This is a genomic window from Nocardia sp. Tas62D01 (assembly GCF_055232035.1).
Map to the genome: position 1 here is coordinate 7307506 of NZ_JBUYUZ010000001.1, position 23648 is coordinate 7331153.

General features: G+C 67.4%; 23 protein-coding genes and 1 pseudogene. 18 read left to right on the top strand and 6 right to left on the bottom strand.

Annotation, left to right across the window (positions count from 1 at the left end):
* Positions 1 to 153: 153 nt before the first annotated feature.
* The 4 genes from ACV7NQ_RS34930 to pafA all read left to right on the top strand — a co-directional run bounded on the left by ACV7NQ_RS34930 (position 154) and on the right by pafA (position 3542).
* On the top strand, positions 154 to 348 hold the full coding sequence (locus tag ACV7NQ_RS34930; RefSeq protein ID WP_019047503.1) for a ubiquitin-like protein Pup: 195 nt from the start codon (positions 154 to 156) through the stop codon (positions 346 to 348).
* Positions 345 to 1211 carry a proteasome subunit beta gene (gene prcB, locus ACV7NQ_RS34935; RefSeq protein ID WP_463363448.1) on the top strand — a complete coding sequence of 289 codons (867 nt, stop codon included), beginning with the start codon at positions 345 to 347 and terminating at the stop codon, positions 1209 to 1211. The genes ACV7NQ_RS34930 and prcB overlap by 4 nt, the downstream gene beginning before the upstream one ends.
* Complete coding sequence (gene prcA / locus ACV7NQ_RS34940) at positions 1208 to 1999, top strand: proteasome subunit alpha (RefSeq protein WP_463363449.1); 792 nt, start codon at positions 1208 to 1210, stop codon at positions 1997 to 1999. The genes prcB and prcA overlap by 4 nt, the downstream gene beginning before the upstream one ends.
* A 184-nt stretch (positions 2000 to 2183) precedes the next feature.
* Positions 2184 to 3542: a Pup--protein ligase gene (gene pafA, locus ACV7NQ_RS34945; RefSeq protein WP_463363450.1), complete on the top strand. Its 1359-nt coding sequence runs from the start codon at positions 2184 to 2186 to the stop codon at positions 3540 to 3542.
* Between the two features lie 116 nt (positions 3543 to 3658).
* Here pafA and ACV7NQ_RS34950 read toward each other — a convergent pair whose 3' ends face one another.
* On the bottom strand, positions 3659 to 3952 hold the full coding sequence (locus ACV7NQ_RS34950) for an MTH1187 family thiamine-binding protein (protein WP_463363451.1): 294 nt from the start codon (positions 3950 to 3952) through the stop codon (positions 3659 to 3661).
* A gap of 112 nt (positions 3953 to 4064) precedes the next feature.
* Here ACV7NQ_RS34950 and ACV7NQ_RS34955 point away from each other — a divergent pair, with 112 nt between their 5' ends.
* The 7 genes from ACV7NQ_RS34955 to ACV7NQ_RS34985 all read left to right on the top strand — a co-directional run bounded on the left by ACV7NQ_RS34955 (position 4065) and on the right by ACV7NQ_RS34985 (position 12179).
* Positions 4065 to 5060, top strand: a complete 996-nt coding sequence (locus tag ACV7NQ_RS34955) for a helix-turn-helix transcriptional regulator (RefSeq protein ID WP_463363452.1) — start codon at positions 4065 to 4067, stop codon at positions 5058 to 5060.
* Between the two features lie 73 nt (positions 5061 to 5133).
* Positions 5134 to 6120 (top strand): helix-turn-helix transcriptional regulator, encoded by a 987-nt coding sequence (locus ACV7NQ_RS34960; RefSeq protein WP_463363453.1) that lies wholly within the window; start codon positions 5134 to 5136, stop codon positions 6118 to 6120.
* Positions 6117 to 7145 carry a 2-dehydropantoate 2-reductase gene (locus tag ACV7NQ_RS34965; protein ID WP_463363454.1) on the top strand — a complete coding sequence of 343 codons (1029 nt, stop codon included), beginning with the start codon at positions 6117 to 6119 and terminating at the stop codon, positions 7143 to 7145. Before ACV7NQ_RS34960 ends, ACV7NQ_RS34965 begins: the two co-directional genes overlap by 4 nt.
* An 87-nt stretch (positions 7146 to 7232) precedes the next feature.
* A complete protein-coding gene (gene tatA / locus ACV7NQ_RS34970; RefSeq protein ID WP_463363455.1) occupies positions 7233 to 7499 on the top strand; it encodes a Sec-independent protein translocase subunit TatA in 267 nt (88 codons plus the stop codon).
* A 117-nt stretch (positions 7500 to 7616) separates the two neighbouring features.
* A complete protein-coding gene (tatC, locus tag ACV7NQ_RS34975) occupies positions 7617 to 8570 on the top strand; it encodes a twin-arginine translocase subunit TatC (protein ID WP_463363456.1) in 954 nt (317 codons plus the stop codon).
* A 2-nt stretch (positions 8571 to 8572) separates the two neighbouring features.
* Entirely contained in the window at positions 8573 to 11275 is a 2703-nt protein-coding gene (locus ACV7NQ_RS34980; protein WP_463363457.1) for a DEAD/DEAH box helicase, read from the top strand.
* A 148-nt stretch (positions 11276 to 11423) separates the two neighbouring features.
* Positions 11424 to 12179, top strand: a complete 756-nt coding sequence (locus ACV7NQ_RS34985) for a DUF4333 domain-containing protein (RefSeq protein WP_463363458.1) — start codon at positions 11424 to 11426, stop codon at positions 12177 to 12179.
* A gap of 54 nt (positions 12180 to 12233) precedes the next feature.
* On the opposite strand, the gene ACV7NQ_RS34990 is transcribed toward ACV7NQ_RS34985, so the two are convergent.
* Entirely contained in the window at positions 12234 to 13196 is a 963-nt protein-coding gene (locus tag ACV7NQ_RS34990) for a 5'-3' exonuclease (RefSeq protein ID WP_463363459.1), read from the bottom strand.
* Between the two features lie 241 nt (positions 13197 to 13437).
* On the opposite strand from ACV7NQ_RS34990, the gene ACV7NQ_RS34995 reads away from it, so the two are divergent.
* Positions 13438 to 14565: a M24 family metallopeptidase gene (locus ACV7NQ_RS34995; protein ID WP_463363460.1), complete on the top strand. Its 1128-nt coding sequence runs from the start codon at positions 13438 to 13440 to the stop codon at positions 14563 to 14565.
* On the opposite strand, the gene ACV7NQ_RS35000 is transcribed toward ACV7NQ_RS34995, so the two are convergent.
* Positions 14552 to 14968, bottom strand: coding sequence for a PPOX class F420-dependent oxidoreductase (locus ACV7NQ_RS35000; protein WP_463363461.1), 417 nt, complete (start codon positions 14966 to 14968; stop codon positions 14552 to 14554). The two genes, ACV7NQ_RS34995 and ACV7NQ_RS35000, sit on opposite strands and share 14 nt — an antisense overlap.
* A gap of 586 nt (positions 14969 to 15554) precedes the next feature.
* On the opposite strand from ACV7NQ_RS35000, the gene ACV7NQ_RS35005 reads away from it, so the two are divergent.
* The 6 genes and pseudogenes from ACV7NQ_RS35005 to ACV7NQ_RS35030 form a co-directional block, all read left to right on the top strand.
* Complete coding sequence (locus ACV7NQ_RS35005) at positions 15555 to 16319, top strand: SDR family NAD(P)-dependent oxidoreductase (RefSeq protein WP_463363462.1); 765 nt, start codon at positions 15555 to 15557, stop codon at positions 16317 to 16319.
* Positions 16320 to 16597: 278 nt separating this feature from the next.
* A complete protein-coding gene (gene cbiE, locus ACV7NQ_RS35010; RefSeq protein ID WP_463363463.1) occupies positions 16598 to 17872 on the top strand; it encodes a precorrin-6y C5,15-methyltransferase (decarboxylating) subunit CbiE in 1275 nt (424 codons plus the stop codon).
* Between the two features lie 96 nt (positions 17873 to 17968).
* Complete coding sequence (locus ACV7NQ_RS35015) at positions 17969 to 18568, top strand: hypothetical protein (RefSeq protein ID WP_463363464.1); 600 nt, start codon at positions 17969 to 17971, stop codon at positions 18566 to 18568.
* Entirely contained in the window at positions 18565 to 19317 is a 753-nt protein-coding gene (locus tag ACV7NQ_RS35020; RefSeq protein WP_463365940.1) for a cobalt-precorrin-6A reductase, read from the top strand. Before ACV7NQ_RS35015 ends, ACV7NQ_RS35020 begins: the two co-directional genes overlap by 4 nt.
* A 211-nt stretch (positions 19318 to 19528) precedes the next feature.
* The gene (locus tag ACV7NQ_RS35025; RefSeq protein ID WP_463363465.1) at positions 19529 to 20170 is read left to right on the top strand and encodes a GntR family transcriptional regulator; all 642 of its coding nucleotides are present in this window, start codon (positions 19529 to 19531) and stop codon (positions 20168 to 20170) included.
* Positions 20170 to 20418, top strand: a pseudogene (locus tag ACV7NQ_RS35030) (MFS transporter); the annotation flags it as partial. The gene ACV7NQ_RS35025 and the pseudogene ACV7NQ_RS35030, both read left to right, overlap by 1 nt.
* A 137-nt stretch (positions 20419 to 20555) precedes the next feature.
* On the opposite strand, the gene cobJ reads toward ACV7NQ_RS35030, so the two are convergent.
* From cobJ to ACV7NQ_RS35045, 3 genes are all read right to left on the bottom strand, one after another.
* Positions 20556 to 22286, bottom strand: a complete 1731-nt coding sequence (gene cobJ, locus ACV7NQ_RS35035; protein ID WP_463363466.1) for a precorrin-3B C(17)-methyltransferase — start codon at positions 22284 to 22286, stop codon at positions 20556 to 20558.
* Entirely contained in the window at positions 22283 to 22918 is a 636-nt protein-coding gene (locus ACV7NQ_RS35040; protein ID WP_463363467.1) for a precorrin-8X methylmutase, read from the bottom strand. Before ACV7NQ_RS35040 ends, cobJ begins: the two co-directional genes overlap by 4 nt.
* Before the next feature lie 169 nt (positions 22919 to 23087).
* Positions 23088 to 23525 carry an Lrp/AsnC family transcriptional regulator gene (locus tag ACV7NQ_RS35045; RefSeq protein ID WP_463363468.1) on the bottom strand — a complete coding sequence of 146 codons (438 nt, stop codon included), beginning with the start codon at positions 23523 to 23525 and terminating at the stop codon, positions 23088 to 23090.
* Positions 23526 to 23648 lie beyond the last annotated feature (123 nt).

Here is a 23648-nt window from a genome sequence, read left to right on the forward strand (position 1 = left end):
CGCAGGCGCTGCGAATTAAACACAACCCGGAATACGACACCGTGTCGGTGTCGCTGAGTACTGTTGAAGGACGAGCACGGACATTGCTCATGATCAGGGCCGTGCTCGGACCATGAGCCCTGGTCATGATGAGGACAGAGGAGGTCGGCTGCCATGGCACAAGAGCAGACCAAGCGCGCCGGGGGCGGCGACGAGGATGAGGGCCCGGAGGGCGTCGATGCCGCCGGACAGGAGCGCCGCGAAAAGCTGGCGGAGGAGACCGACGACCTGCTCGACGAGATCGATGATGTCCTCGAGGAGAATGCGGAAGACTTCGTCCGTGCGTACGTCCAGAAGGGTGGCCAGTGACAGCAGGTGACCCGTTGCGTCTCCACCCGGGGCACGCCCTCTCGTCATTTTCCGAGCACTTGCGCATGCACGCGCCGGAACTGTTGCCAGGCAACAAGTTCGGCGCGATCGATGGTGCCACCGGAATTTCCGGTGGCACCTCCGCGAAGGATGTGGCTCCGCACGGAACCACCATCGTGGCGGTCTCCTATCGGGGCGGTGTGCTGATCGCCGGTGACCGGCGGGCCACCATGGGAAACCTGTTGGCCAGCAGGGATATGGAGAAGGTGTACATCACCGACACCTACTCGGCGGCCGGTATCGCGGGTACCGCGGGCATGGCCGTCGAGATGGTGCGGTTGTTCGCGGTGGAACTCGAGTACTACGAGAAGATCGAGGGCGTCTCGCTGACGTTCGACGGCAAGGCCAACAAGCTGTCGAAGATGGTGCGCGACAACCTACCCGCGGCCCTACAGGGTCTGGCGGTGGTGCCGGTGCTCGTCGGTTACGACGAGCACGCCACCGACCCGGACAAAGCGGGTCGGATCGTTTCCTACGACGTGGTCGGCGGTCGCAGCGAGGAGCGGTTCGGCTATGCCGCGGTCGGATCGGGTTCGGTATTCGCTAAATCATCCCTGAAGAAGCGGTACGCCAAGGGAATTGACGAGGATCGCGCACTGCGCATCGCCGTCGAGTCCCTGTTCGACGCGGCCGATGACGACACCGCCACCGGTGGCCCCGATCTACTGCGGGGTATCTACCCGACGGCGATCGTGATCAACGAGGAAGGCGCCGACGAGGTGACCGAGCAGCGCTTGGCGGAGATCACGCGCGACATCGTCGCCGACCGTGAGGCCGCCGAAGAAGGGAGTGCGCAAGCATGACACTGCCGTACTACGCGTCGGCCGAGCAGATCATGCGCGACAAGACCGAACTTGCGCGCAAAGGCATCGCTCGTGGTCGCAGTGTCGTCGTCTTGGTGTACGACAAGGGCGTGCTGTTCGTCGCGGAGAATCCGTCCGCGACCCTGCACAAAGTAAGTGAGCTATACGACCGCGTCGGCTTCGCGGCCGTCGGCAAGTACAACGAGTTCGAGAATCTGCGCCGCGGCGGGATTCTGCAAGCCGATCTGCGCGGTTACCAGTACGACCGGCGTGATGTGACCGGTCGGGCGCTGGCCAATGCCTACGCGCAGACCCTCGGCACGATCTTCACCGATCAGCTCAAGCCGTACGAGGTGGAGATCTGCGTGGCCGAGGTGGGGTATCCGGCGCAGACGCCGACATCGGTGCTGTACCGGGTCACCTTCGACGGGTCGATCGTGGACGAACGCGAGTTCGTGGTGATGGGCGGCACGACCGAGCCGATCGTCACCGCGCTCAAGGCGTCCTATCAGCCCGGTCTCGACCTCTCTGCCGCCATCGGGGTGGCCGTGTCGGCGTTGACCGCGGGGGTGCCCGAGGGCGCCGCCGATAAGGACAAGCGCGTGCTCGGGGTGAGCTTGCTCGAGGTCGCCACGCTGGAGCAGGCGCGGCCCCGGCGGGCGTTCCGGCGGATCTCGGATACCGCGCTGGAAGGGCTGTTGGTCGGCGCCGAGTCGGGCAGCAAGAGTAAATCGGCCGCGGCCACCGCAGCGGCGGAAGCGGCAGAGGACGCTCCGAAGCCGGAGTAGTAGTCGTCACGTTCGGTCGTCGAGGCCCCCGGTGTTCCGTGCCACGGAGCGCTGGGGGCCTCGCACGTGGGGCGATACTTTCGGCCGAATGCTGCATCGACAGGGAAAATCGTTGTGAAGACGTATGCATCCGGGTTGTCCGCAGCCCCACGCGAGTGCATGGCATGGCTGTAATGTCGAGAGTGTGCAGCGACGAATCATGGGGATCGAGACCGAATTCGGTGTGACGTGCACCTTCCACGGCCACCGTCGGCTCAGCCCTGATGAGGTGGCCCGGTATTTGTTCCGCCGGGTAGTTTCCTGGGGCCGTAGCTCGAACGTGTTCCTCCGCAACGGTGCTCGGCTCTACCTCGATGTCGGGTCGCATCCGGAGTACGCTACCGCCGAGTGCGACAACCTGGCGCAATTGGTCACGCATGACCGAGCAGGCGAGCGGGTGCTGGAGGAGCTGCTGATCGACGCCGAGCAGCGCCTGGCGGAGGAGGGTATCGGCGGCGATATCTATCTGTTCAAGAACAACACCGATTCGGCGGGCAATTCCTACGGCTGCCACGAGAATTTCCTCGTGGTGCGTGCCGGTGAATTCTCCCGGATTTCCGATGTGCTGCTGCCGTTCCTGGTGACTCGCCAGCTGATCTGCGGTGCGGGCAAGATTCTGCAGACGCCGAAGGCGGCCACTTTCTGCCTGTCGCAGCGCGCCGAGCACATCTGGGAGGGCGTCTCCTCGGCCACCACGCGGTCGCGGCCGATCATCAACACTCGCGACGAGCCGCACGCGGACGCGGAGAAGTATCGCCGCCTGCACGTGATCGTCGGCGACTCGAACATGTCCGAGACCACCACCATGCTCAAGGTCGGCACGGCCTCCCTGGTGCTGGAAATGATCGAGGCCGGTGTCTCCTTCCGCGATTTCGCCCTGGACAACCCGATCCGCGCCATCCGCGAGGTGAGCCACGATCTGACCGGCAAGCGGCCGGTGCGGTTGGCCGGTGGACGGCAGGCCAGCGCACTGGACATTCAGCGCGAGTACTACGCGCGGGCGGTCGAGCACCTGCGCAACCGCGACCGCGATCCGTATGTCGATCAGGTCGTCGACCTGTGGGGCCGCACTCTGGACGCGGTGGAGGCGCAGGACTTCGCCAAGGTCGACAGCGAGATCGACTGGGTGATCAAGCGCAAGCTGTTCCAGCGCTACCAGGACCGCTACGGCATGGAGCTGTCGGATCCGAAGATCGCCCAGCTGGATCTGGCCTACCACGACATCAAGCGCGGCCGCGGCGTCTTCGACCTGCTGCAGCGCAAGGGCCTGGCCAAGCGGGTCACTGAGGACGAGGCCGTGGATGCCGCGGTCGACACCCCGCCGCAGACCACCCGCGCCAAGCTGCGTGGTGACTTCATCACCGCCGCGCAGGAGGCCGGTCGCGATTTCACCGTCGACTGGGTGCATCTGAAGCTCAACGACCAGGCGCAGCGCACGGTGCTGTGCAAGGACCCGTTCCGCTCGGTGGACGAGCGTGTCGATCGACTGATCGCATCGATGTAGCGAACAAACCGCACGCACCGGGCCCGGGTTGGTCACCACGAACCCGGGCCCGGTGTCTGTCAGGGATGCGAAACCCTTGTTGTCGAGACGAATCCGACTCGGACGGGTGCGGTCTACTACTCCGCGAGGTACCGCTCGACCGTCTCGACCTTCGCGGTCATCGCGTCGGTGACGCCCGGGCGGATGTCGGCCTTGAGTACCAGGCTGCAGCGTGGGGCTACCTCGAGGATCGCGTCGGTGGCCTGCTTGACCACCTCCATCACCTCGTCCCACTCGCCCTCGATCATGGTGAACATGGCATCGGTCCGGTTCTGCAGTCCGCTGGCGCGCACCACCCGGACCGCCTCGGCGACGGCCCGACCGACGTCGACACCGGTGCCGAGCGGGGTCACGGAGAAGGCGACGATCATTGCTGGCTCCTTCGAGGTAGGTTCTGCTGTCTGAGTCAACTGTGACACGTCTGTAGCGCGGTAATCGTGCGCCGCCGCACCGTCGCGCCGTCGCGCCCATTACCCTGTTCGGGTGGCGATATCCAAGGTCGAGCGGCTGATGAATCTGGTCATCGCGCTGCTGTCGACCAGGCAGTTCCTGACCGCTGAGCGGATTCGGGACAGTGTCGCCGGCTACGAGGACTCGGTCAGCGACGAGGCGTTCAGCCGGATGTTCGAGCGGGACAAGAACGAGCTGCGCGACCTGGGCATTCCGCTGGAGGTCGGCCCGGTGAGCCGATACTCCGCGATGGAGGGCTATCGGATCAACCGAGATGCCTACGAACTACCCGACATCGATCTGAGTAGCGAAGAGGCGGCGGCCGTCGCGGTCGCGGTGCAGATGTGGGAATCGCCGGAGCTGGCCGCTGCGGCCGAGGGCGCGCTGTTGAAGTTGCGCGCGGCCGGGATTCATGTGGAAACCGATGCGGCGGTGGCCTCGGTGCCCGCGGTCCCGGCGCGCACCCGTGGGTCGGAGCCAGTGCTCGGCAAGCTGCTTGCCGCCATCGATGCTGGTCAGGCGGTACGGTTCGAGCATCGAGGCGCGGTCAACGCGCCGTACATCATGCGGGATGTTGAGCCTTGGGGCGTGGTGACCCATCACGGCCGCTGGTATCTCGTCGGCCACGATCGAGGCCGCGAAGCGGTACGCAGCTTCCGGCTGTCCCGGATAGGTGACGACGTGGTCGCCTATGGGCCGCCGAACGTCGTCAGCAAGCCGGACGGTGTCGATCTGCGCGAGATCGTCGACCAGGTCACCGGCAGCGCCCCGGTAACCGGTTCGGCGACGGTCTGGGTGGCCGAGGGGCACGGACGGGAGATCCGCAGGCTGGGCCGGGTGATCGGCGAGCGGGCGATCGGTGGCCGCCACGGCGGCGTGGTGGAACTGCCGATTCGGTCCCGCGACTGGCTGGCGCGACTGATCACCGGCCTCGGACCCGACGCGGTGGTACTCGCACCGGAGGACCTGCGCGCGGATGTTGTCGCGCGGCTGCGCTCGGTGTTCGATCGCACGGAGGTCACGGCGTGAGCGAGCGTAGCGAGCGAACCATCGACGCAGCGTCGGAACGAACGACGGAATCGAGCGCCAGCGAGGTGCAGTCGTGAGTTCGCGCTTGTCTGTTCGTCTTTCGCGTTTGCTGAACATGATTCCGTACTTCATCGCACACCCTGGTATCAGTGCCGCCGAGGCGGCCGTGGATCTGGGCGTGACGACCAAACAGCTGATGGGCGACCTGAATCAGCTGTGGATGTGCGGCCTGCCGGGTTACGGACCGGGTGATCTGATCGATCTGTCGTTCTCCGAGGAGAGCATCGAGGTCACCTTCTCCGCGGGCATCGACCGTCCGCTGCGGCTGACCTCCACCGAGGCGACGGCGCTGCTGGTGGCGCTGCGGTCGATCGTGGACATGCCAGGCATGGTCGATCCGACCGCGGCGCACGCGGCGATCGCCAAGATCGAATCGGCCATCTCGGACGGTGGTTCCGCCGACGGTGCGCTGGGCGAGTCGCTTACCCGGCGGGTCGAGGCTCCGGCAGTGGCGACGGTGCGTTCGGCGCTGGCCGGGCAGCACGCGCTGCGGTTGGTCTACTACTCGGCCAGCCGTGACGTGGTCTCCGAACGCGTCGTCGACCCGATCCGAATCGTGCTGGTCGACAACAACAGCTATCTGCAGGCCTGGTGCAGGCAGGCCGAAGGCGTGCGACTGTTCCGGTTCGACCGGATCGAGGCGGCCACCGAGTTGGACGAGCCTGCTCGCCCGCCGAGCCACGCGACCGAAGAGTCCGCCGCGCTCGACTTGTTCCAGGACGATCCTGCGGTTCCCTTGGCGCGCTTGCAGATTCGCGGCGACTACGGCTGGGTGCTCGACCAGTATCCGATGCACCGATTGGCCGTGCACCCCGACGGCAGCCTCGAGGTGACCATGCGGTTCGCCACCCTGGATTGGATGGCGCGGTTGCTGCTGGGATTCGGTTCCGGTGTGACTGTCCTCGGTCCGCCCGAGTTGGTCGCCGCGGTGCGAGAGCGTTCGAATGCCGCGCTTGCCGCTTATGAAGCCGCCGGACTAGAAGAGGCCGGCCCAGCATGACGTGTCACGTGATGGTGCTCGGTGCGGGCAGTATCGGCACTTTCGTCGGCGGAAAGTTGGCGGCGGCGGGCGCGAACATCACGTTCGTCGGCAGACGACGTGTGCTCGACGAGATCGTCGCGTCGGGACTGCGGCTGACAGATCTCGACGGCGGCGAGGACGAGGTGGCGGGGGACCGGTTCGCGGTGGCCACCGAACCGGACGATGTCGGCTCGGCCGATCTGGTGCTGGTCGCGGTGAAATCGGCCGCCACCTCCAGCGCGGTCCGGGAACTGACGGGCAAGATTCGCCCGGGCACGGTGGTGGTGAGTTTGCAGAACGGCATCGGCAACGACGCGGTGATCCGAGATGTGCTACCCACCTGCGTGGTGCTGGCGGGCATGGTGATGTTCAACGTCGTCCACCACACCGATGGCCGTTTCCACCGCGGCACCGAGGGCCGAATCGCGGTGCAGGACAACCCGGCCCTTGAACCGTTCGCCGAGGTCTTCGAACAGGCCGGGCTGCCGCTGCGCCGCTATCCGGACGTGCTGCCGGTGCAGTGGGCGAAGCTGCTTCTTAACCTCAACAATCCGATCAACGCGCTGTCGGGCAGACCGTTGCGCGAGGAACTGGCCGACCGGAATTACCGCCGCTGCCTCGCGCTGACCCAGCATGAGGCGCTCGCGGCGATGAACAGAGCACGAATTCGCCCGGCCCGGCTCACCCCGCTGCCGCCCAAGCTGATGACCCGGCTGCTGACCGCTCCGGACGGGATCTTCCGCCGGGTGGCCGGCCAGGTGCTGGCCATCGATCCGGTCGCCCGCTCGTCCATGGCCGACGACCTCGCGCTCGGGCGCAAGACCGAAATATCCTGGTTGTGCGGCGAAATCGTGAGCCTCGGCACAATGGCCGGCATACCGACACCGGTGAATCAGCGACTGATCGAATTGATCGTGGCCGCCGAGCAGGGTGACCAGCGCACCTGGGCCGGCCAGGAACTGCTGGAACAGCTGCGGGCGGCGGCGGCCGAAGGCCGGGGTTGAACGCGCGGCAAACGAGCACTGACGCGGGAGTTCGCCCACGTCATAGTCCGGTAGCATCGGAGCTACCACATTCTTGGGAGGTTAACCATGGGCAGTCTGAGCATCTGGCACTGGCTGATCATTGCTGGGCTCTTCGTGATGTTCTTCGGCGCGAAGCGGATGCCCGACGCCGCCCGCAGCCTGGGCCGGTCGTTGCGCATCTTCAAGAGCGAGGTCAGCCAGATGCAGAGCGACAGCACCGCACCGGCAAACCCGGCGCCGGCTCAGCAACCGGTCCAGGAGCTGCCACAGGCGACCGTCGCGCAGCCGCAGGTGACCATCGCGGAGCCCCACACCGAGCCGAAGTCGGTCTGAGTCGAGCTTCAGCGCCGGGGTGAGTCGATCTCACTCCGGGCATAGCGCTGTTGCCCGCCGGAGCGCCGGCACTGTCGGCGACGCGGGCACATCCAACCCAGGGGCCAACACACCACCATGCGAATCCCGTTCGATCCTCGGCACAGCCAGCGCAGGACGAATCCCGACGGCACCATGTCGTTGGTCGAGCATCTGCAAGAGCTGCGTAGCCGCCTGCTGATTTCGATTGCCGCGGTCTTCATCACCACGATGTTCGGCTTCTTCTGGTACGCGCATTCGATCCTCGGCATCGAGAGCCTCGGCGATGTCCTACTCGGCCCCTACTGTTCGCTGCCCTCCTCGGCGCGGGCCTCGCTCACCACCGACGGCGCCTGTCGATTACTGGCGACCGCGCCGTTCGAGCAGTTCATGCTGCGGTTGAAGGTCGGCATGACGGCGGGCGTCGTGCTCGCCGCGCCGATCTGGCTGTACCAGTTGTGGGCGTTCATCACCCCAGGCCTCTACGCGAAGGAACGCAGGTACGCGGTCGGGTTCGTCAGCTGCGGCACCGCGCTGTTCGCGACGGGCGCCGTGCTGGCGTATGTCGTTGTCGCACATGCGTTGAGCTTCCTGCTGAGCATCGGCAACAACGCCCAGATCACCGCGCTGAGTGGTTCGCAGTACTTCGGGTTCATCATCCAACTGCTGATCATCTTCGGTATCAGCTTCGAAACACCGTTGCTGATCGTCGGATTGAACATGGTCGGGTTGCTGACCTACGACCGGCTCAAGGCGTGGCGACGCGGACTCATCTTCGGGCTGTTCGTGTTTGCCGCCATCGTCACCCCGCAGGACCCGTTCTCGATGCTGGCGCTGGCGCTGGCGCTGACGGTCTTGTTCGAGGTGGCCGTCCAGTTCTCCCGGATCAACGACCGGCGCCGCGCCCGCAGGGACAGCGAAGCCTTGGCGGCACTGTCGGATGAGGAAGCGTCCTCGCTGAGCGGTCCCGAACCGATCCGGCCCGCCGAATCGATCGTGGAACCGCCGGAGAAATCTGCGCGACCGATGTCGGACTACTCCGATACCCTCTGACGGTGTCCAATCACCGGTCGCAGACGGGCGAGCTGGCAAAGTTTTCTGCCGAGCTGAGTTTCACCCTGGATCCATTCCAGCGCAATGCTTGTGCGGCCCTCGAGGGTGGGCACGGCGTGCTGGTGTGTGCGCCGACCGGTGCCGGTAAGACTGTTGTCGGCGAGTTCGCCGTGCATCTGGCCTTGGCCGCGGGCGGAAAGTGCTTCTACACCACGCCGATCAAGGCGCTGTCCAACCAGAAGTTCGCCGATCTCACCGAGCGGTACGGTCGCGACCAGGTGGGTTTGCTCACCGGTGACCAGTCGATCAATCCGGACGCGCCCGTGGTCGTGATGACCACCGAGGTGCTGCGCAACATGCTCTACGCGTCCTCGGATGCCTTGCGCGGTCTGGCCTTTGTGGTGATGGACGAGGTGCACTACCTCGCCGACCGTTTCCGCGGCGCGGTATGGGAAGAAGTCATCCTGCATCTGCCGCCGGACGTGCGCCTGGTCAGCCTGTCCGCGACGGTCAGCAACGCCGAGGAATTCGGGGCGTGGATGGAAACCGTGCGCGGCGATACCGCCGTGGTGGTGGACGAGACGCGCCCGGTGCCGCTGTGGCAGCACGTCATGGTCGGGCGGCGGATGTTCGACCTGTTCGACACCAATTCCAGCGACCAGAAGGTCCTCGTCGACGAGGACCTGGTGCGCTACATCCGGCATCGGGAGACCGCCGACCGGGCGAACGGCTGGGGCGGCCCGCGCAACGGCCGCGGCGGCCCGCGCCGGGACTTCCGCCCGCTGCCGCGCCCGGAGGTGCTGGCCAAGCTGGACGAGGAAGGGCTGCTGCCCGCGATCACCTTCATCTTCAGCAGGGCAGGCTGCGATGGGGCGCTCGCACAATGCGTGCGGTCGCGGCTGGATCTGAGCCGAGAGGTCGACACCGAAGAGATCGACGCCATCATCGAGAAGCACACCGGTGATCTGCCGAAGGACGATCTCGAGGTACTCGGCTACTGGGAGTGGCGCGAGGCGCTGCACCGCGGTCTGGCGGCGCATCACGCGGGTATGCTGCCCGCCTTCCGGCATACCGTCGAGGAACTGTTCGTGCGCGGGCTGGTGCGGGCCGTATTCGCCACGGAAACACTGGCATTGGGCATCAATATGCCCGCGCGCACGGTGGTGCTGGAACGGCTCGTCAAGTACAACGGCGAGTCGCACGCCGAGCTCACCCCCGGCGAATACACGCAGCTTACCGGCCGCGCCGGCCGTCGCGGCATCGATGTCGAGGGCCACGCGGTGGTGCTGTGGCAGCCGGAGGTCGATGCCAGCGCGGTCGCCGGCCTCGCCTCCACTCGCACCTATCCGCTGCGCAGTTCGTTCCGGCCGGGCTACAACATGTCGATCAACCTGATCGACCGGATGGGCGCCGACGATTCGCGCGCCCTGCTCGAGCGGTCCTTCGCGCAGTTCCAGGCCGACCGCTCGGTGGTGGGTTTGGTGCGCGGCATCGAACGCAACGAGGCCCAGCTGCGGAAATTGCGCGACCAGCTCGGTGGCGCGGATGGTGGCTTCCTGGAATATATTTCGCTGCGGGAACGGATCAAGCAGCGGGAACGTCAGCTCGAACAGCAGAGTCGCTCGGACCGCCGCGGTGCCTCGGTCAGTTCGCTGACGTCGTTGCGTCGCGGCGATGTGGTGGCGATTCCCGCCGGACGCCGCGCGGGGCTCGCGGTGATCCTGGAGCCGGACGCCACGCCCGGCGACCCGCGACCGCTGGTGCTCACCGAGGATAAGTGGGCGGGCCGGGTGTCGGTGGCCGATTTCCCGGTACCTGCGAAGGCGCTCGGTCATATGCGGCTGCCGCGCCGGGTGGACCATCGGACCGCGAGCACGCGGCGTGATCTGGCGTCTGCGTTGCGCAGCACCGGGATCGCGGTGCCGGGTCGACAACGGCGCGGCCAACGGTCCGAGGCGGCCGACGATAGGGAACTGGACACGCTGCGGCGCAGCCTGCGCGCGCATTCGGCGCACACGCGCTCGGACCGAGAGCAGATGAGCCGGGTCGGCGAGCGCTACAACCGGTTGGCGCGCGAGACCGAGACGATGCGCCAGAAGGTTGCCGCGACGACGAACTCGCTGGCCCGCACCTTCGACCGAATCCTCGGCCTGCTGGAGGAACGCGGGTTCGTGCACGAGGGCGAGGTGACCGCCGACGGCCGCAGGCTGGCCCGCATCTACGCGGAAACCGACCTGCTCGTCGTGGAATGCCTGCGGCAGGGACTGTGGCGCGGACTCGGCCCGGCCGAACTGGCCGCCGTGGTGTCGAGTCTGGTGTACGAGTCGCGTCAAGAGGGCGGTTATCTCAGCGTGAGCGGACCGACCGAGCCGATCCGGCGGGCGGTCGGCGCCACCATCGGCGGGTGGACGCAACTGCGTTCCGACGAATCGAGGCACAAGCTGCCGCCGACCCGCGAACCCGATCTCGGCTTCGTCACAGGCGTCTACAAATGGGCGCGCGGCGACGGGTTGGCCGAATCGTTGCTGGCCAGTGGCGATCAGAGCGCACCGCTGTCGGCGGGCGATTTCGTGCGCTGGTGCAGGCAGGTGATCGATCTGCTCGATCAGATTCACGGCACCGCCGACGATCCGGAGATCGCCGGAACCGCGGCGAAGGCGGTGCGTGCGATCCGACGGGGTGTCGTTGCGGTGGACGCGGCGTAGCGGATTCGATTGTGATTTGATTTCTTCGCGTACCGACCGTGGCGAAGGAGTCGGACAGATCAGTTCGGAAACGGGATTGGTCCTGTTATGCGACGAGTCTCACGCGGGGGGCTACCGTATGTACAACGATGCGAGTGGAGGCAAGCAGATGAGCGGCCCGTACGGACCGAACGACGCCCCTGGTCCCGGGGAGGGACGCAACGACCCCACCCAGCAGTGGGGCGGGCAGGTACCGGGCCCCGCCGGGCCCACCCAGCAGTGGGGCCAGCAGCCCCCGCTCGCCCAGCCGACCCAGCATTGGGATCAGACGCCAGGCCAGCCGCAGCAGCCGTGGGGCCAGCAGCCGAGCCAACCCAGCCAGCAGCCGTGGGGCCAGCAGCCGAGCCAACCCAGCCAGCCGCAGTGGGGCCAGCAGCCGCCCAACCAGCCCAGCCAGCCGCAGTGGGGCCAGACGCCGGGTCAGCCGCAGTGGGGTCAGCAGCCCGGTCAGCCGCAGCAGGATTGGGGCCAGCCCGGTCAGCAGCCGCAGGGGCAGTGGGGTCAGCAGCCGCAGTGGGGGGCGGCTCAGCAGACCCCGCCGTCGAGCGGCGGTAAGAGCAAGAAGGGCCTATTCATCGGCCTCGGCGTGCTCGCTGTCGCCGTGATTGCCGCCGTCGTCGCCCTGATCGTCGTGGTGACCAGCAAGGACGAGCTCGACAATTCGGCCGTGCAAGACGGCGTCAAAAAGGTGCTCTCGGATTCCTACGGCATTCAGGACGTCGCCGATGTGTCCTGCCCGTCCGGCCAGAAGGTCCAGGTCGACGCGACCTTCACCTGCAGCCTGAAGGTCAGTGGTGAGCAGAAGAAGGTCACCGTCAAGATCACCAAGGACGACGGCACCTACGAGGTCGGTCGCCCGAACTGACCCGCGTACCGGGCGGCCCGCGTCAGAGCGCGGGCGTCCGGCGAGTCTGTCTCACTAGCGCGCCATCGCCTTGATCAGTCGTGCGATGGGGCTCTCGGCGTTGTATTCGGCGGCCAATTCGCGCAAGCGATCCGGGTCCGCCGGGGTGGTGGGGAGGATATCGGGGCGGGAAAGTTCGACGTCCGCGTCCTGGACCACGCGGACCACCGGGGCCGCTGCCTTCAGGTATGCCTGCGCCGCGCGCAGTTTGGCGCGTACACCCTGTGCGAGATCCGCGGCCGGATCGTCCAGGGCGGCCTGTAGCGCCTCGAGTGAACCAAATCGGGAGATCAACACCGACGCGGACTTGTCGCCGATGCCCGCGACGCCGGGCAGACCATCCGAGGCATCGCCGCGCAACGTGGCCATATCCGCGTAGGCCGGACCCGCATTCGCCACGGGCACACCGTATTTCGCGGCCACCTCGGCCGGGCCGAACAGTTCGGCCTTGGCAAGCCCGCGCCCCGCGTACAGCACCCGCACCGGTGGCGTCGGGTCGTCGCGCACCAGCTGCAGCAGGTCACGGTCACCACTGACGACCACCACCGGATCGGTGCGTTCCCTGGTCGCGAGAGTGCCGAGCACGTCGTCGGCTTCCAGTCCGTCGGCGCCGCCGGTGGCGATGCCCGCGGCCGCGAGCACCTCGAGAATCATGTCGACCTGCGGAGTGAGCCGGTCGGGCACCTCTTCGGCGCCGGGTGCCGCATCGATCGAGGTGTCGAGGCGATGGGCCTTGTAGGACGGCACCAACTCCACCCGGAATGCCGGGCGCCAATTCAGATCCAGGCAGACCACCAGCCTGCTCGGCGCGTGCTTGGCGATCAGTGACCCGACCATGTCGGTGAACCCGCGCACCGCGTTCACCGACCGGCCGTCCGGTGCGGTGATCTTCTCGGGGATCGCGTGGAACGCACGGAACCACAGGCTTGCTCCATCGAGCAGCAGCAGGGGTGCACCGGAAGTCGCAGCTGAGGTCACTTCGGTGAGGCTACCTGCCCCACCCGACAAGCCCCGAAGATTACGCCCCGGATTCGGACTCGGTTGCACCACTTCGTGCCGCTCGGGCGCACAGCCACCCGCCCCGATCGACCGGTACACCGGCTGCCGCCTGGATCTGCCAAGGGAATGGACTGCTGCTGCTCCGGCACCTACGGCCGCCACGAGTGAGCCAGGGTGGGCGGTCTGTACGGGCCGGCGTCGGCGGGTAACGTCAAGGGGTATGAGCTCGCACAGGGAGTCACGATTCGCGGCGGATGTCTACGGTGACCGGCTCGAGCGGGTGGTGGAGCTGATACGTACCGCCCATCTCGATGCCTTGCTGATCACGCCGGGCCCGGATCTGCGCTACCTGATCGGGTCGGCGGCCGAATCCTTCGAACGGCTCACGTGCCTGGTGATCCCGGCCGACGGCGCGACCGCGTCGGTGGTGATCCCGAAACTGGAACTGGCGTCGCTGGAGGACTCCGCCGCGGGCGATCTCGGGCTGCAGGTGCTGGACTGGGTCGACGGCACCGATCCGTATCAGATTGTGCGCTCGGCGCTACACGTCGGCTCGCGGGTCGCGGTGGCCGATGCCATGCCCGCGCTGCACCTGTTGCCGTTGGCCGAATCCTTCGGCGGCCTACCGGTTTCGGCCACTCCGGTACTGCGCGAACTGCGCATGATCAAGGACACCGCGGAGGTCGACGCGCTGCGCCGCGCGGGCGCCGCGATCGACCGGGTGCACGCCCGGATGGGCGAGTGGTTGCGGGCCGGGCGGACCGAGGCCGAGGTCGCCGCGGATATCACGGCCGCCATCATCGAAGAGGGGCACACCGCAGCCGCGTTCGTCATCGTCGGTAGTGGCCCGCACGGCGCGGACCCGCACCATGAGGTGTCCGAGCGCCGGATCGAACCCGGCGACGTGGTCGTCATCGACATCGGCGGCCCGGTCGAGCCCGGCTACTACTCCGACTCGACCCGTACCTATGTGCTCGGCGAACCCACTCCGGAAGTGGCCGCGCAATTCGCGGAATTGGAACGCGCGCACGCCGTCGCCGTCGCCGCCGTCCGCCCCGGGGTGTCGGCTGAATCGGTCGACGCCGCCGCGCGAAACCCGTTGACCGCGGCCGGTTTAGGCCCCGCCTTCGTGCACCGCACCGGCCACGGCATCGGCCTTTCCGTGCACGAGGAGCCCTACATCGTGCGTGGCAACGACCTGATCCTGCAGGCAGGCATGGTATTCAGCATCGAACCCGGCATCTACTTCCGCGGCGACTGGGGCGCCCGGATCGAAGACATCGTCGTGGTGACCGAGGACGGTTGTGAGTCGATGAATCAACGGCCGCACGACCTTACGGTGCTGTAGGGGCTGCCGTCACAGTGCCACTCGACAGCACCTTCCGCACCTCGATCGCGATCACCACACGAGTCGGGTTCTCCCGTGGCACCCGGTAGCGGCCCGCGTAGCGGTCGACCGCCTCGGCGACGCTGTCGGGATCGTCGAGGACCTTGGCGGGGCCTTCCAGGGTGAGCCAGCGAATCCCGTCCACCTGGCTCACGGCCGCGTACCCGGACCGGCGCACATTGCGCACCTTCACCGATCCATCGTTGGTGATGATCCGCGCGATCCCGGCGTCGGGATCCCAGGTGAACCCCACCGCCACGACATGCGGTGTGCCGTCGGCGCGCAACGTGGTCAATGTCGCGAGATGCCGCTCGGTGACGAACTCGAGCGCGGCAGGGGAAAGTGAAGCAGTGCTTGTCGGCATACCTCGACGGTAGCGGTGATCGCTGTCCGCTCGGGCGGCGCCTGCCCAGCGGTTGGGCCGATTGCGCGGCCATCGACGGCCGCGTGTGCGTGTATCCGCTGGTGGTGTCCTTTTGCGGCACTGGATTGCCCAGGCATGTCGCATACCCGCGCAGAGGTCGATAAAGCGGACATGAGCCCAATCGGGTTGTGGTGGCGTCGTTCCTGACACTGGGAAGTCGCGTCCCAGTTGTGCCCGAGGTGTCGGATTGTGAGGTCGCGCGATGGAGTCACCCGTTGCTGGATCTGGTTGCTCGGCGAGGGTGCTTCAAGATTGGCGGGCGGGCGAGCTGGATGCGGGCAGGCCAGCCGGGTACGGGCGGGGCCAGTCGGGTGTGGACGGGCGGCCCGGGAGTGAGAGGGCGAGCGGGGTGTGGACGGGCGAGCCGGGTGTGGACGGGCGAGCCGGGTGTGGACGGGCAGCGCGGGAGTGAGAGGGGCGAGCTGGGTCTGGGCGGGTCGAGCTGGGTGTGCGCGGGGTGAGCTGGGTGTGGACAGGCCAGCCGGGGTGCCGCGGGTCGAGCCGGGTGGAATGACAGACTGGGCATATGGGAATGCGAGGTGCGCGCGGGATTGCTGACGGGCCGGTGCTGGTGCTCGGTGGGCGCAGTGAGATCGGGCTCGAGGTGGCGCGGCGGCTGGCGCCGGGGCGCACGGTGATTCTGGCGGCGCGGCGCAGCGGGGAACTGGCCGAGGAGAGTGCGGAGGTGCTGGAGGCAGGGGCGACGGCGGTGCATGCGGTCGAGTTCGACGCCGACGACACCGCGAGTCATCCCGCGCTGCTGGAGAAGGTCGCCGCCGAGTACGGCGGACTCGGGGTGGCGGTGCTCGCGTTCGGGCTGCTCGGCGATCAGGCACGCGCGGAACAGGATCCGGCCCACGCGCTCGCTGTGGTACACACCGACTTCGTCGCACAGATCAGCGTACTCACCACGCTGGCGAACCTGCTGCGCGCGCAGGGTGACGGCCAAATCGTGGTGTTCAGTTCGGTAGCAGGCGCCCGGGTCCGGCGGGTCAACTACGTGTACGGCTCGGCCAAGGCGGGGCTCGACGGCTTCGCCGGCGGACTCGCGGATGCCCTGCACGGGACTGGCGTTCACCTGCTGCTGGTCCGCCCGGGCTTCGTCATCGGCCGGATGACCGAGGGCATGGACCCGGCTCCGCTGTCGACCACCCCCGATCAGGTCGCCGCCGCGGTCGTCGACGGTCTTCGCCGTCGTGCAGGTCGGGTGTGGGTGCCGCGGGCACTGCTGCCGGTGTTCTTCGTGATGCGCCTGCTCCCGCAAGCCATCTGGCGGCGGCTGCCCTGGTGACCGAGTCGGAACGCGTCGGGGGAGCGGCTGATCCGCATTCAGGGATCGCCGCGCACGGCGCGCGGGTCGGTGCTCTCGATGCGCGGAGCGAAGAGACTCTGAATGTGACTGCCTCCGAAGCGAATCCGGCCGGGGTGCGCGCGGCTGCACCGCTGCCGAGAGCGGCCACCACAGGGTCGTCGCCGGCTGGAGTGGGCACGACAGGGCCGTCGCCGGCTGGACTGGGCACCGCAGCGTCGCCACCGGGTGGAGTGATCACAGCGGTAACCGGTGTTGCCATGTCGGATGTCGCCGCCGACGCGGGTTCCGCGACGACTGGCGAATCGTGGGCGGACCCGCCGGTCGCGGTGGTCGGGATCGGGGCTGATGGGTGGGATGGTCTCGGGCGGTTGGCGCGGGAGGCGATCGCCGGGAGCGCGGTGCTGTTCGGGTCCGGGCGGCAGTTGGGGCTGGTGCCGGAGGATGTGGTTTCGGAACGGGTGGCGTGGCCGTCGCCGCTGGTGCCCGCGCTGCCCGGCTTGTTCGAGCGGTATGCGGGCGCTCGAATCTGTGTGCTCGCCAGTGGGGATCCGATGTTTTACGGCATCGGGGTGACGCTGGCGCGATTGTTGGGGGCGAGGGCATTGCGGGTGCTGCCGCAGCCGTCGTCGGCGTCGCTGGCATGTGCGCGGTTGGGGTGGGCGCTGGCCGAGGTGCCGATTGTCAGTGCGGTCGGGCGGCCGGTGGAGACGGTGCTGCCCGAATTGGCGGACCGGCGGCGGGTGCTCGTGCTCAGCGCCGACGAGAATACGCCCGGCCGAGTTGCGGAGTTGCTGCGCCGCAACGGTTTCGGTGCATCGACGGTGACCGTGCTCGCGCAGTTGGGTGGCCCGGCCGAAGAAATTCGAGTCGCCGAGGCGCAGAGCTGGGATCTGCCCGCAGGCGATCCATTGAACATCGTGGCGATCGAATGCGTCGCCGACCCGAAACGACTGCGGGCGACCAGGATTCCGGGTCTGCCGGATGGCCTGTACGGTGGTGATGGCCAGCTCACCAAGTCCGAAGTGCGAGCGCTGACTCTCGCGGCGCTGGCCCCCGCGCCGGGCGAACTGCTGTGGGATGTCGGCGGGGGCTCGGGCAGTATCGCGATCGAATGGTGTCGCACCCATCCCGCCTGCTGGGCGGTCACCTTCGAGCGGCTCGAGCACCGGCGGCGGCAGATCGCAGACAATGCCGCCACCCTGGGTGTCCCGCATGTCGTCGTGCGCGGGGAAGTGCGCACCGAGGTGGACGAATCCGTCGAAGCAGCCTCTCCAGACGCCGTTTTCGTCGGTGGCGGACTCACCCAGGACGGCCTGCTCGAGACATGCTGGTCGCAACTGCGCCAAGGGGGCAGGCTGGTGGCGAACGCGGTGACTGCGGAATCGGAAGCGCTGCTGCTGACCTGGGCCGCCGCACACGGCGGTGAACTGCAGAAGTTTCAGATTTACCATGCCGAGCCGCTGGGAAAGTTTACGACCTGGCGTCCGCAGCTGCCGGTCACGCAGTGGTCGGTCGTCAAAGGTTCGCTGTGAAATCCTCGATCAGAGCACATGGTACAGACTCAGGTGAACGGGTAGGGTCGGTCCCCGATCCGATCGTGGTCGGAAATCCGAACTGATGGGAAATAGATGAAGTACAAGAAGTTTGCCGCTACTGCAATTCTGGCCATCAGCGCCACCGGAATCGCGTCGGGTACGTCCTATGCGGGGCCGTCCGCGCCCACACCGGCGGTGCAGGATCAAGCCAGCTCGCCGACCGTCACGGGCACCGACCAGGGCGTGAATTACGCGGTGCAGATGACCGACGCGGGCAAGTCGATCGTCACCACCCTGACCGGTGGCGCGTTCAGCCTCGATGCGGACCAGAAGTCGGTCACGGTGAAGAACGAGGCGGGCGCCGTCGTCACCTCGATTCCGCTGAAGGCGAAGGTCGCCGATGGGGACATCATCCCGATCGCGGCCACCATCGACCCGTCTGCGCAGCGGCTGACGCTCACCCCCGACGTCAAGCCGACCGCGTCCGCGCCGTCGGCCGCCGAGATCAGTGCATCGCAGGACTGGTTCTTCTCCGAACTGCAGCGGGCGTCGCTCGGTGCCGTCATCGGCGGCATCATCGGGTTCTTCTTCTTCGGCATCGGCCTGCCGGTGGGCGCGCTCATCGGCCTGCTCATCGCAGGTGGACCCAGCCTGATCAACGCGGGCATCGCCTACTTCAGTGGCCAGCCCTGAAGACCCTGATTCTGGGCGGCACCCGGGAAGCCAGGGAACTCGCCCATATCGCTTCCGGCGAGCGAGGATTCGATATCGTCTCCTCGCTCGCGGGTCGCGTTCGTGACCCGCTGCTGCCGGAGGGTGCGGTGCGGGTCGGCGGTTTCGGTGGGGCCGACGGATTGCGGGAGTGGCTGGTGGCCAACGCAATCGAGGCCGTGGTCGATGCGACGCACCCGTTCGCGGGCATCATCAGCGCGAACGCCGCCACCGCCGCCAAGTATGTGGATTTGCCCCTGCTGCATGTGCGTCGACCCGGTTGGCCGGAGCGGCCGGGGGACCGGTGGATCCGCGTGCCCGATCTCGCCGCCGCGGCGGCAACTGTTGCGGGACTGGGGGATCGGGTGTTCCTGACGATCGGACGTCAGGGCGTCGGGGCTTTCGCGGAACTGTCGCAGCCATGGTTCCTGATCCGCGCCATCGACCCGCCCGAAGGCGCGCTGCCCCCGCACCACGAATTGCTGCTTGCGCGTGGCCCTTTCGCCGTCGAGGACGAATCGAACCTGTTGACGTGGCACCGCATCGAGGTGCTGGTCACGAAAGACAGCGGCGGCGACCAAACCGACGCCAAACTCGTCGCGGCCCGCGCCGCAGGACTTCCGGTCGTCATGATCGACCGGCCCGCTCTCCCGGCTGGTGCGGTCGTCGCGGACAGCGTGCCGGTGGCGTGGGAGTGGTTGCGGCAGAACGCGGCCCGAACTTTGCGCTGACGTCGTCGATGCGATCCGCTGCCGTTCGAATGCGTCAATCGAGCGACTGGAGAACCTCGGGTTGACCGGCGGCCGAGTGCCCGAAGCGGCGATCGAGCCGATCGGGTTCGTGGACTGATCAGCGGCGCAGCAGTTCCGGCAGCCGATCGAACCACTCGAGTACCGTCCGCTCATACCCGATTCCGGACTCCATGTTGATAAGATACAACTTGTGTCTAAGACGTATTCATCGGCTGAGCGGGCCTTCCATGAGGTGAAGGAGCGCATCCTCACGGGAGCGCTGCCGGGTGGCGAGTTGATCAGCGAGGGCGAGATCGCGGCCGACCTCGGTATGTCCAGGACGCCCGTGCGTGAGGCGTTCCTGCGGCTCGAGGCCGAGGGGTGGATGAAGCTCTACCCCAAGCGTGGCGCGCTGGTGGTCCCGATCCCGCCCGCCGAGGCCGAACACCTGGCGCACGCCAGGTACATCGTGGAGACCGGAGCCGTGCGCGCGGGGATTATCGCCGATCGGTCGGTGCTGTCGGCCGCACTGCGGTCATCACTAGACCGGCAGCGGGATCTGGCCGAGGCCGCGGACTTCGACCGGTTCGCCGTGGAGGACACCGACTTTCACCGCACCTATGTGGTCGCCGCGGGCAACCCCTTGCTGACCGGGTTCTACGACTCGCTGCGCGAACGGCAGCGCCGAATGAACAGCGTTGCGCTGCATCGGGGTTCGACCGACATCGCCAGGATCATCGAGCAGCACGCGCGGCTCGCCGAGCTGATCGAAGCAGGCGATGCGGCGGGCTTCGCCACCGCCCTTGTCGAGCACCTTTCGGGCGTACACCAGCTCGAACTGAGAGGTCTGTGATGGCAACGCTCACCACCATCGATACCCGGTCGCCGGAACTCGGCGCCGCTTCGAAGCGGTGGTGGGGCGTTGCCGCGGCGATGTTCGCGATCGCCTGGGGCGGAAACGAATTCACGCCGCTGTTGGTGATGTACAAGAACAACGGGCTGCCGGTCACCACGGTGGACGTGCTGCTGTTCGAGTATGTGCTCGGCATTGTGCCCGCGCTACTGATCGGCGGTCCGCTGTCGGACCGCTACGGCCGCCGCATGCCGTGTTCGAAAGTGGCCGAAAGTTGTTGATGGCCCCGGTCCGCGAGCCCGATCCCCATAGCCATTACTCGATTTCGGCCGCACAGGCGACCGAGGGCGGTCAGTCCGAGGGACAAGGCAGTCGAGCCCGCGGATCAGCGTTGGTAGCGCCGGGATGTGTAGACGCGGGGGCCGAGGTCGGTCTCTATCGAGGCTGTGGTGGAGGCGCCGACGATGAGCAGCGTGCGCATGTCGACCTCGGCGGGGTCGAGGTCGGCGAGCGTGACGACGCGGACGGACTCGGTGGGGCTGCCGACATCGCGGCCGATCACCACCGGGGTGTCGGGCTTGCGGTGCTCGAGCAGCAGGTCTCGCATCGCCCCGACCTGCCAGCTGCGCTGGGAGGAGGCGGGGTTGTAGATGGCGATCGCCATATCTGCGGCGGCGACCGCCGAAAGGCGTTGCGCGACAACATCCCACGGCTTGAGCCGGTCAGATAGCGAGATCATCGCGTAGTCGTGGCCGAGTGGCGCACCGACCCGGCTGGCGACGGCGTTGGCGGCGGTCATGCCGGGGAGCACACGCACGGGCACGCCCTGCCACTGCGGATCGGCGGACTCCTCGAGCACCGCTGCGGCCATCGCGAACACGCCGGGATCACCCGAGGAAACCACCGCGACCTTCGCGCCCTGCTTGGCCAGATCCAATGCCATTGCGGCGCGCTCGGATTCGACGCGATTGTCGCTGGCATGCCTGCGCTGCCCGGGGCTCGACGGCACCCGGTTGATGTAGGTGGTGTAGCCGACGAGGTCGGTGGCCTCGGCCAGCGCCTGCCGCACCTCGGGCGTGGTCCACTCCGCCGAACCCGGACCGAGCCCGACCACCACTACTTCGCCCGTTGAACCGGAGGAGGACGTGCCCGTGGGTTCGGCCGCTCCGATCGGGCCCGCGCCGGGCAGGTCTGTTTCGAGCTGCTGGGCGGCACCGATCGGATGTGCGCTGTCGGAATCGGCCCCCACTAGAGGTGCCGACGGTGCGGTGTCGCCGGATTCGGCGGCGGTAGTGTCTCGAATCGGATCGGTGTACCTGGGGTGAGCGGCATCGGTAGTGATCTGCTGCTGTGGCCGTGCGCTATTCGCCAGGCACAGTGGGGTTGTCGGGTATGGGCCCGGTACCAGGGTGATGGAGAAGTAGGGGACGTCGGTGTCGTTTACGTCGGCGGCGCGCAGTACGCGTTGTCGTTCCGAGCTGGCGCGCTCGATGTAGTAGGCGTCGGCGAGGCGGCCGGAGTCCGAGAGTGCTTGGCGCACACCGGGATAGGTGCGGCCGAGTTTCATGATGGCGGCGGCGTCGGTCTCGCGAAGGCGGCGGGTGAGTTCGTCGGTGGGCATGGTGCCGGGCAGGATGGTGAGCACCTGTTCGCCCTCGACCAGCGGCGTGCCCAGCGCCGCCGATGCGGCGCTCACCGACGTGATGCCGGGAATGATCTCGGCCTCGAAGCGGTCGGCGAGCCGACGGTGCATGTGCATGTAGGAGCTGTAGAAGAGGGGGTCGCCCGCGGCAAGCAGCGCCACCGACCGGCCCGCCGCGAGGTGCGTGGCCAGCCGCTCGGCGGCCTGTTCATAGAACTCGTCGATGGCGCCCCGGTATCCGCCGGGATGGTCGGTGGTCTCGGTGGTCACCGGGTAGACGAGGTGTTCTTCCAGTTGGCCTTCGCGCATGTACGGCGCGGCGATGGCGCGGGAGATGCTACGTCCGTGCCGGGCGCTGTGGAAGGCGATCACGTCGGCCGAGGCAATGATCCGAGCCGCTTTCACGGTCACCAGTTCCGGATCGCCGGGGCCGAGCCCGATACCCCATAACTTGCCGCGCACTGCCCCGGTCATTCCTGTTCGCTCGCAATCGCATTCAGCGCCGATGCGGTGATGGCGCTGCCGCCACGCCTGCCGCGCACGGTCAGGTATTCGACCCCACCGGCATCGATGAGCGCGTCCTTGGATTCGGTGGCGCCGATGAATCCGACGGGAATGCCGAGGATCGCGGCCGGGCGCGGCGCACCCGCATCGAGCATGTTCAGCAGATGAAAGAGTGCGGTCGGCGCGTTTCCGATCGCGACCACCGCGCCGTCGAGCCGGTCACGCCACAGCTCCAGCGCCGCCGCCGAGCGCGTATTACCCAGTGTCGCAGCAAGTTCCGGCACCCGTGGATCGGCAAGGGTGCAGATCACCTCGTTGTCGGCGGGCAACCGCTTGCGCGTGACGCCCGAGGCGACCATGTTCGCATCACACAGAATCGGCGCACCCGCCCGCAGCGCGGCCCGCGCCGACGCCACCACGCCGGCCGAAAAGGCCACGTCCTGTGCGAGATCCACCTGCCCGCACCCGTGGATCATCCGCACCACCACCTGCGCCACATCCGGCGGGAACGCGCCCAGATCCGCCTCGGCGCGGATCGTCGCGAACGAGCGCCGATAGATCTCGGCCCCGTCGGTGAGGTAGCTGGCATGCACGTCGGACATGCGGACCACCATATGAGGTGCCTCAGCCATGCAGTCGGTGGGGTGCCACGCGATCGAGTGCTCCGACATGATCGGCAAGCGGGGCAGCCGCCGTCGCGGAGTGACTGCACGCCTCCTAGGTCGTACCGCTGCTACGGGGCGCGGTGGCGTCTGTGCCCCCGCGGCTGGGTCAGGTACGCGGCCGTTCGAGGATGCGTGACATGACGATGGAGCTACGGGTGCGGCCCACCCGGGTGTTCTCCCTGATGCGCTCGACGGTCGACTCGATCTCGGCCATATCGGTGGCCATCACGTGGACGAGCGCGTCGGCTTCGCCCGCGATCGTCCAGACACCCACCACCTGGGGAATCGGCTCCAGGCTGCGGCGCAGCTCGGCCGGTGTGATGTTGTCGCGGTAGTAGACCTCGACGTACGCCTCGGTGGTCCAGCCGAGCGCGGCGGGATTGACCAGCGCGGTGAAGCCCGTGATCTGTCTGCTGGCGACCATCTTGTCGACACGGCGTTTGACGGCGGGCGCCGACAGACCGACCTTGGCGCCGATCTCCTGAAACGAAGCGCGCGCCTGCCTGAGCAACTGGGCCAGAATCCGCCGGTCGATGTCGTCCACGCCACATCCGTTCTTGTGTCACGCAATGATTCGTCGCTCGGCCATATATCTGTGCAATGAATCGTTGTTTCTGACGCAATAGTAGGCGAATTACCGTCGTATCAGCTGAATGATCCGCGCCTA

Excerpts from the sequence above, each read along its gene's own strand:
- ACV7NQ_RS34930 (WP_019047503.1), top strand. The coding sequence starts at position 154 with ATGGCACAAGAGCAGACCAAGCGCGCCGGGGGCGGCGACGAGGATGAG.
- prcA (WP_463363449.1), top strand. The coding sequence starts at position 1,208 with ATGACACTGCCGTACTACGCGTCGGCCGAGCAGATCATGCGCGACAAG.
- ACV7NQ_RS34950 (WP_463363451.1), bottom strand. The coding sequence starts at position 3,952 with ATGATCGTCGCCTTCTCCGTGACCCCGCTCGGCACCGGTGTCGACGTC.
- ACV7NQ_RS34965 (WP_463363454.1), top strand. The coding sequence starts at position 6,117 with ATGACGTGTCACGTGATGGTGCTCGGTGCGGGCAGTATCGGCACTTTC.
- tatA (WP_463363455.1), top strand. The coding sequence starts at position 7,233 with ATGGGCAGTCTGAGCATCTGGCACTGGCTGATCATTGCTGGGCTCTTC.
- tatC (WP_463363456.1), top strand. The coding sequence starts at position 7,617 with ATGCGAATCCCGTTCGATCCTCGGCACAGCCAGCGCAGGACGAATCCC.
- ACV7NQ_RS34985 (WP_463363458.1), top strand. The coding sequence starts at position 11,424 with ATGAGCGGCCCGTACGGACCGAACGACGCCCCTGGTCCCGGGGAGGGA.
- ACV7NQ_RS34995 (WP_463363460.1), top strand. The coding sequence starts at position 13,438 with ATGAGCTCGCACAGGGAGTCACGATTCGCGGCGGATGTCTACGGTGAC.
- ACV7NQ_RS35000 (WP_463363461.1), bottom strand. The coding sequence starts at position 14,968 with ATGCCGACAAGCACTGCTTCACTTTCCCCTGCCGCGCTCGAGTTCGTC.
- ACV7NQ_RS35005 (WP_463363462.1), top strand. The coding sequence starts at position 15,555 with ATGGGAATGCGAGGTGCGCGCGGGATTGCTGACGGGCCGGTGCTGGTG.
- cbiE (WP_463363463.1), top strand. The coding sequence starts at position 16,598 with ATGTCGGATGTCGCCGCCGACGCGGGTTCCGCGACGACTGGCGAATCG.
- ACV7NQ_RS35015 (WP_463363464.1), top strand. The coding sequence starts at position 17,969 with ATGAAGTACAAGAAGTTTGCCGCTACTGCAATTCTGGCCATCAGCGCC.
- cobJ (WP_463363466.1), bottom strand. The coding sequence starts at position 22,286 with ATGACCGGGGCAGTGCGCGGCAAGTTATGGGGTATCGGGCTCGGCCCC.
- ACV7NQ_RS35040 (WP_463363467.1), bottom strand. The coding sequence starts at position 22,918 with ATGTCCGACGTGCATGCCAGCTACCTCACCGACGGGGCCGAGATCTAT.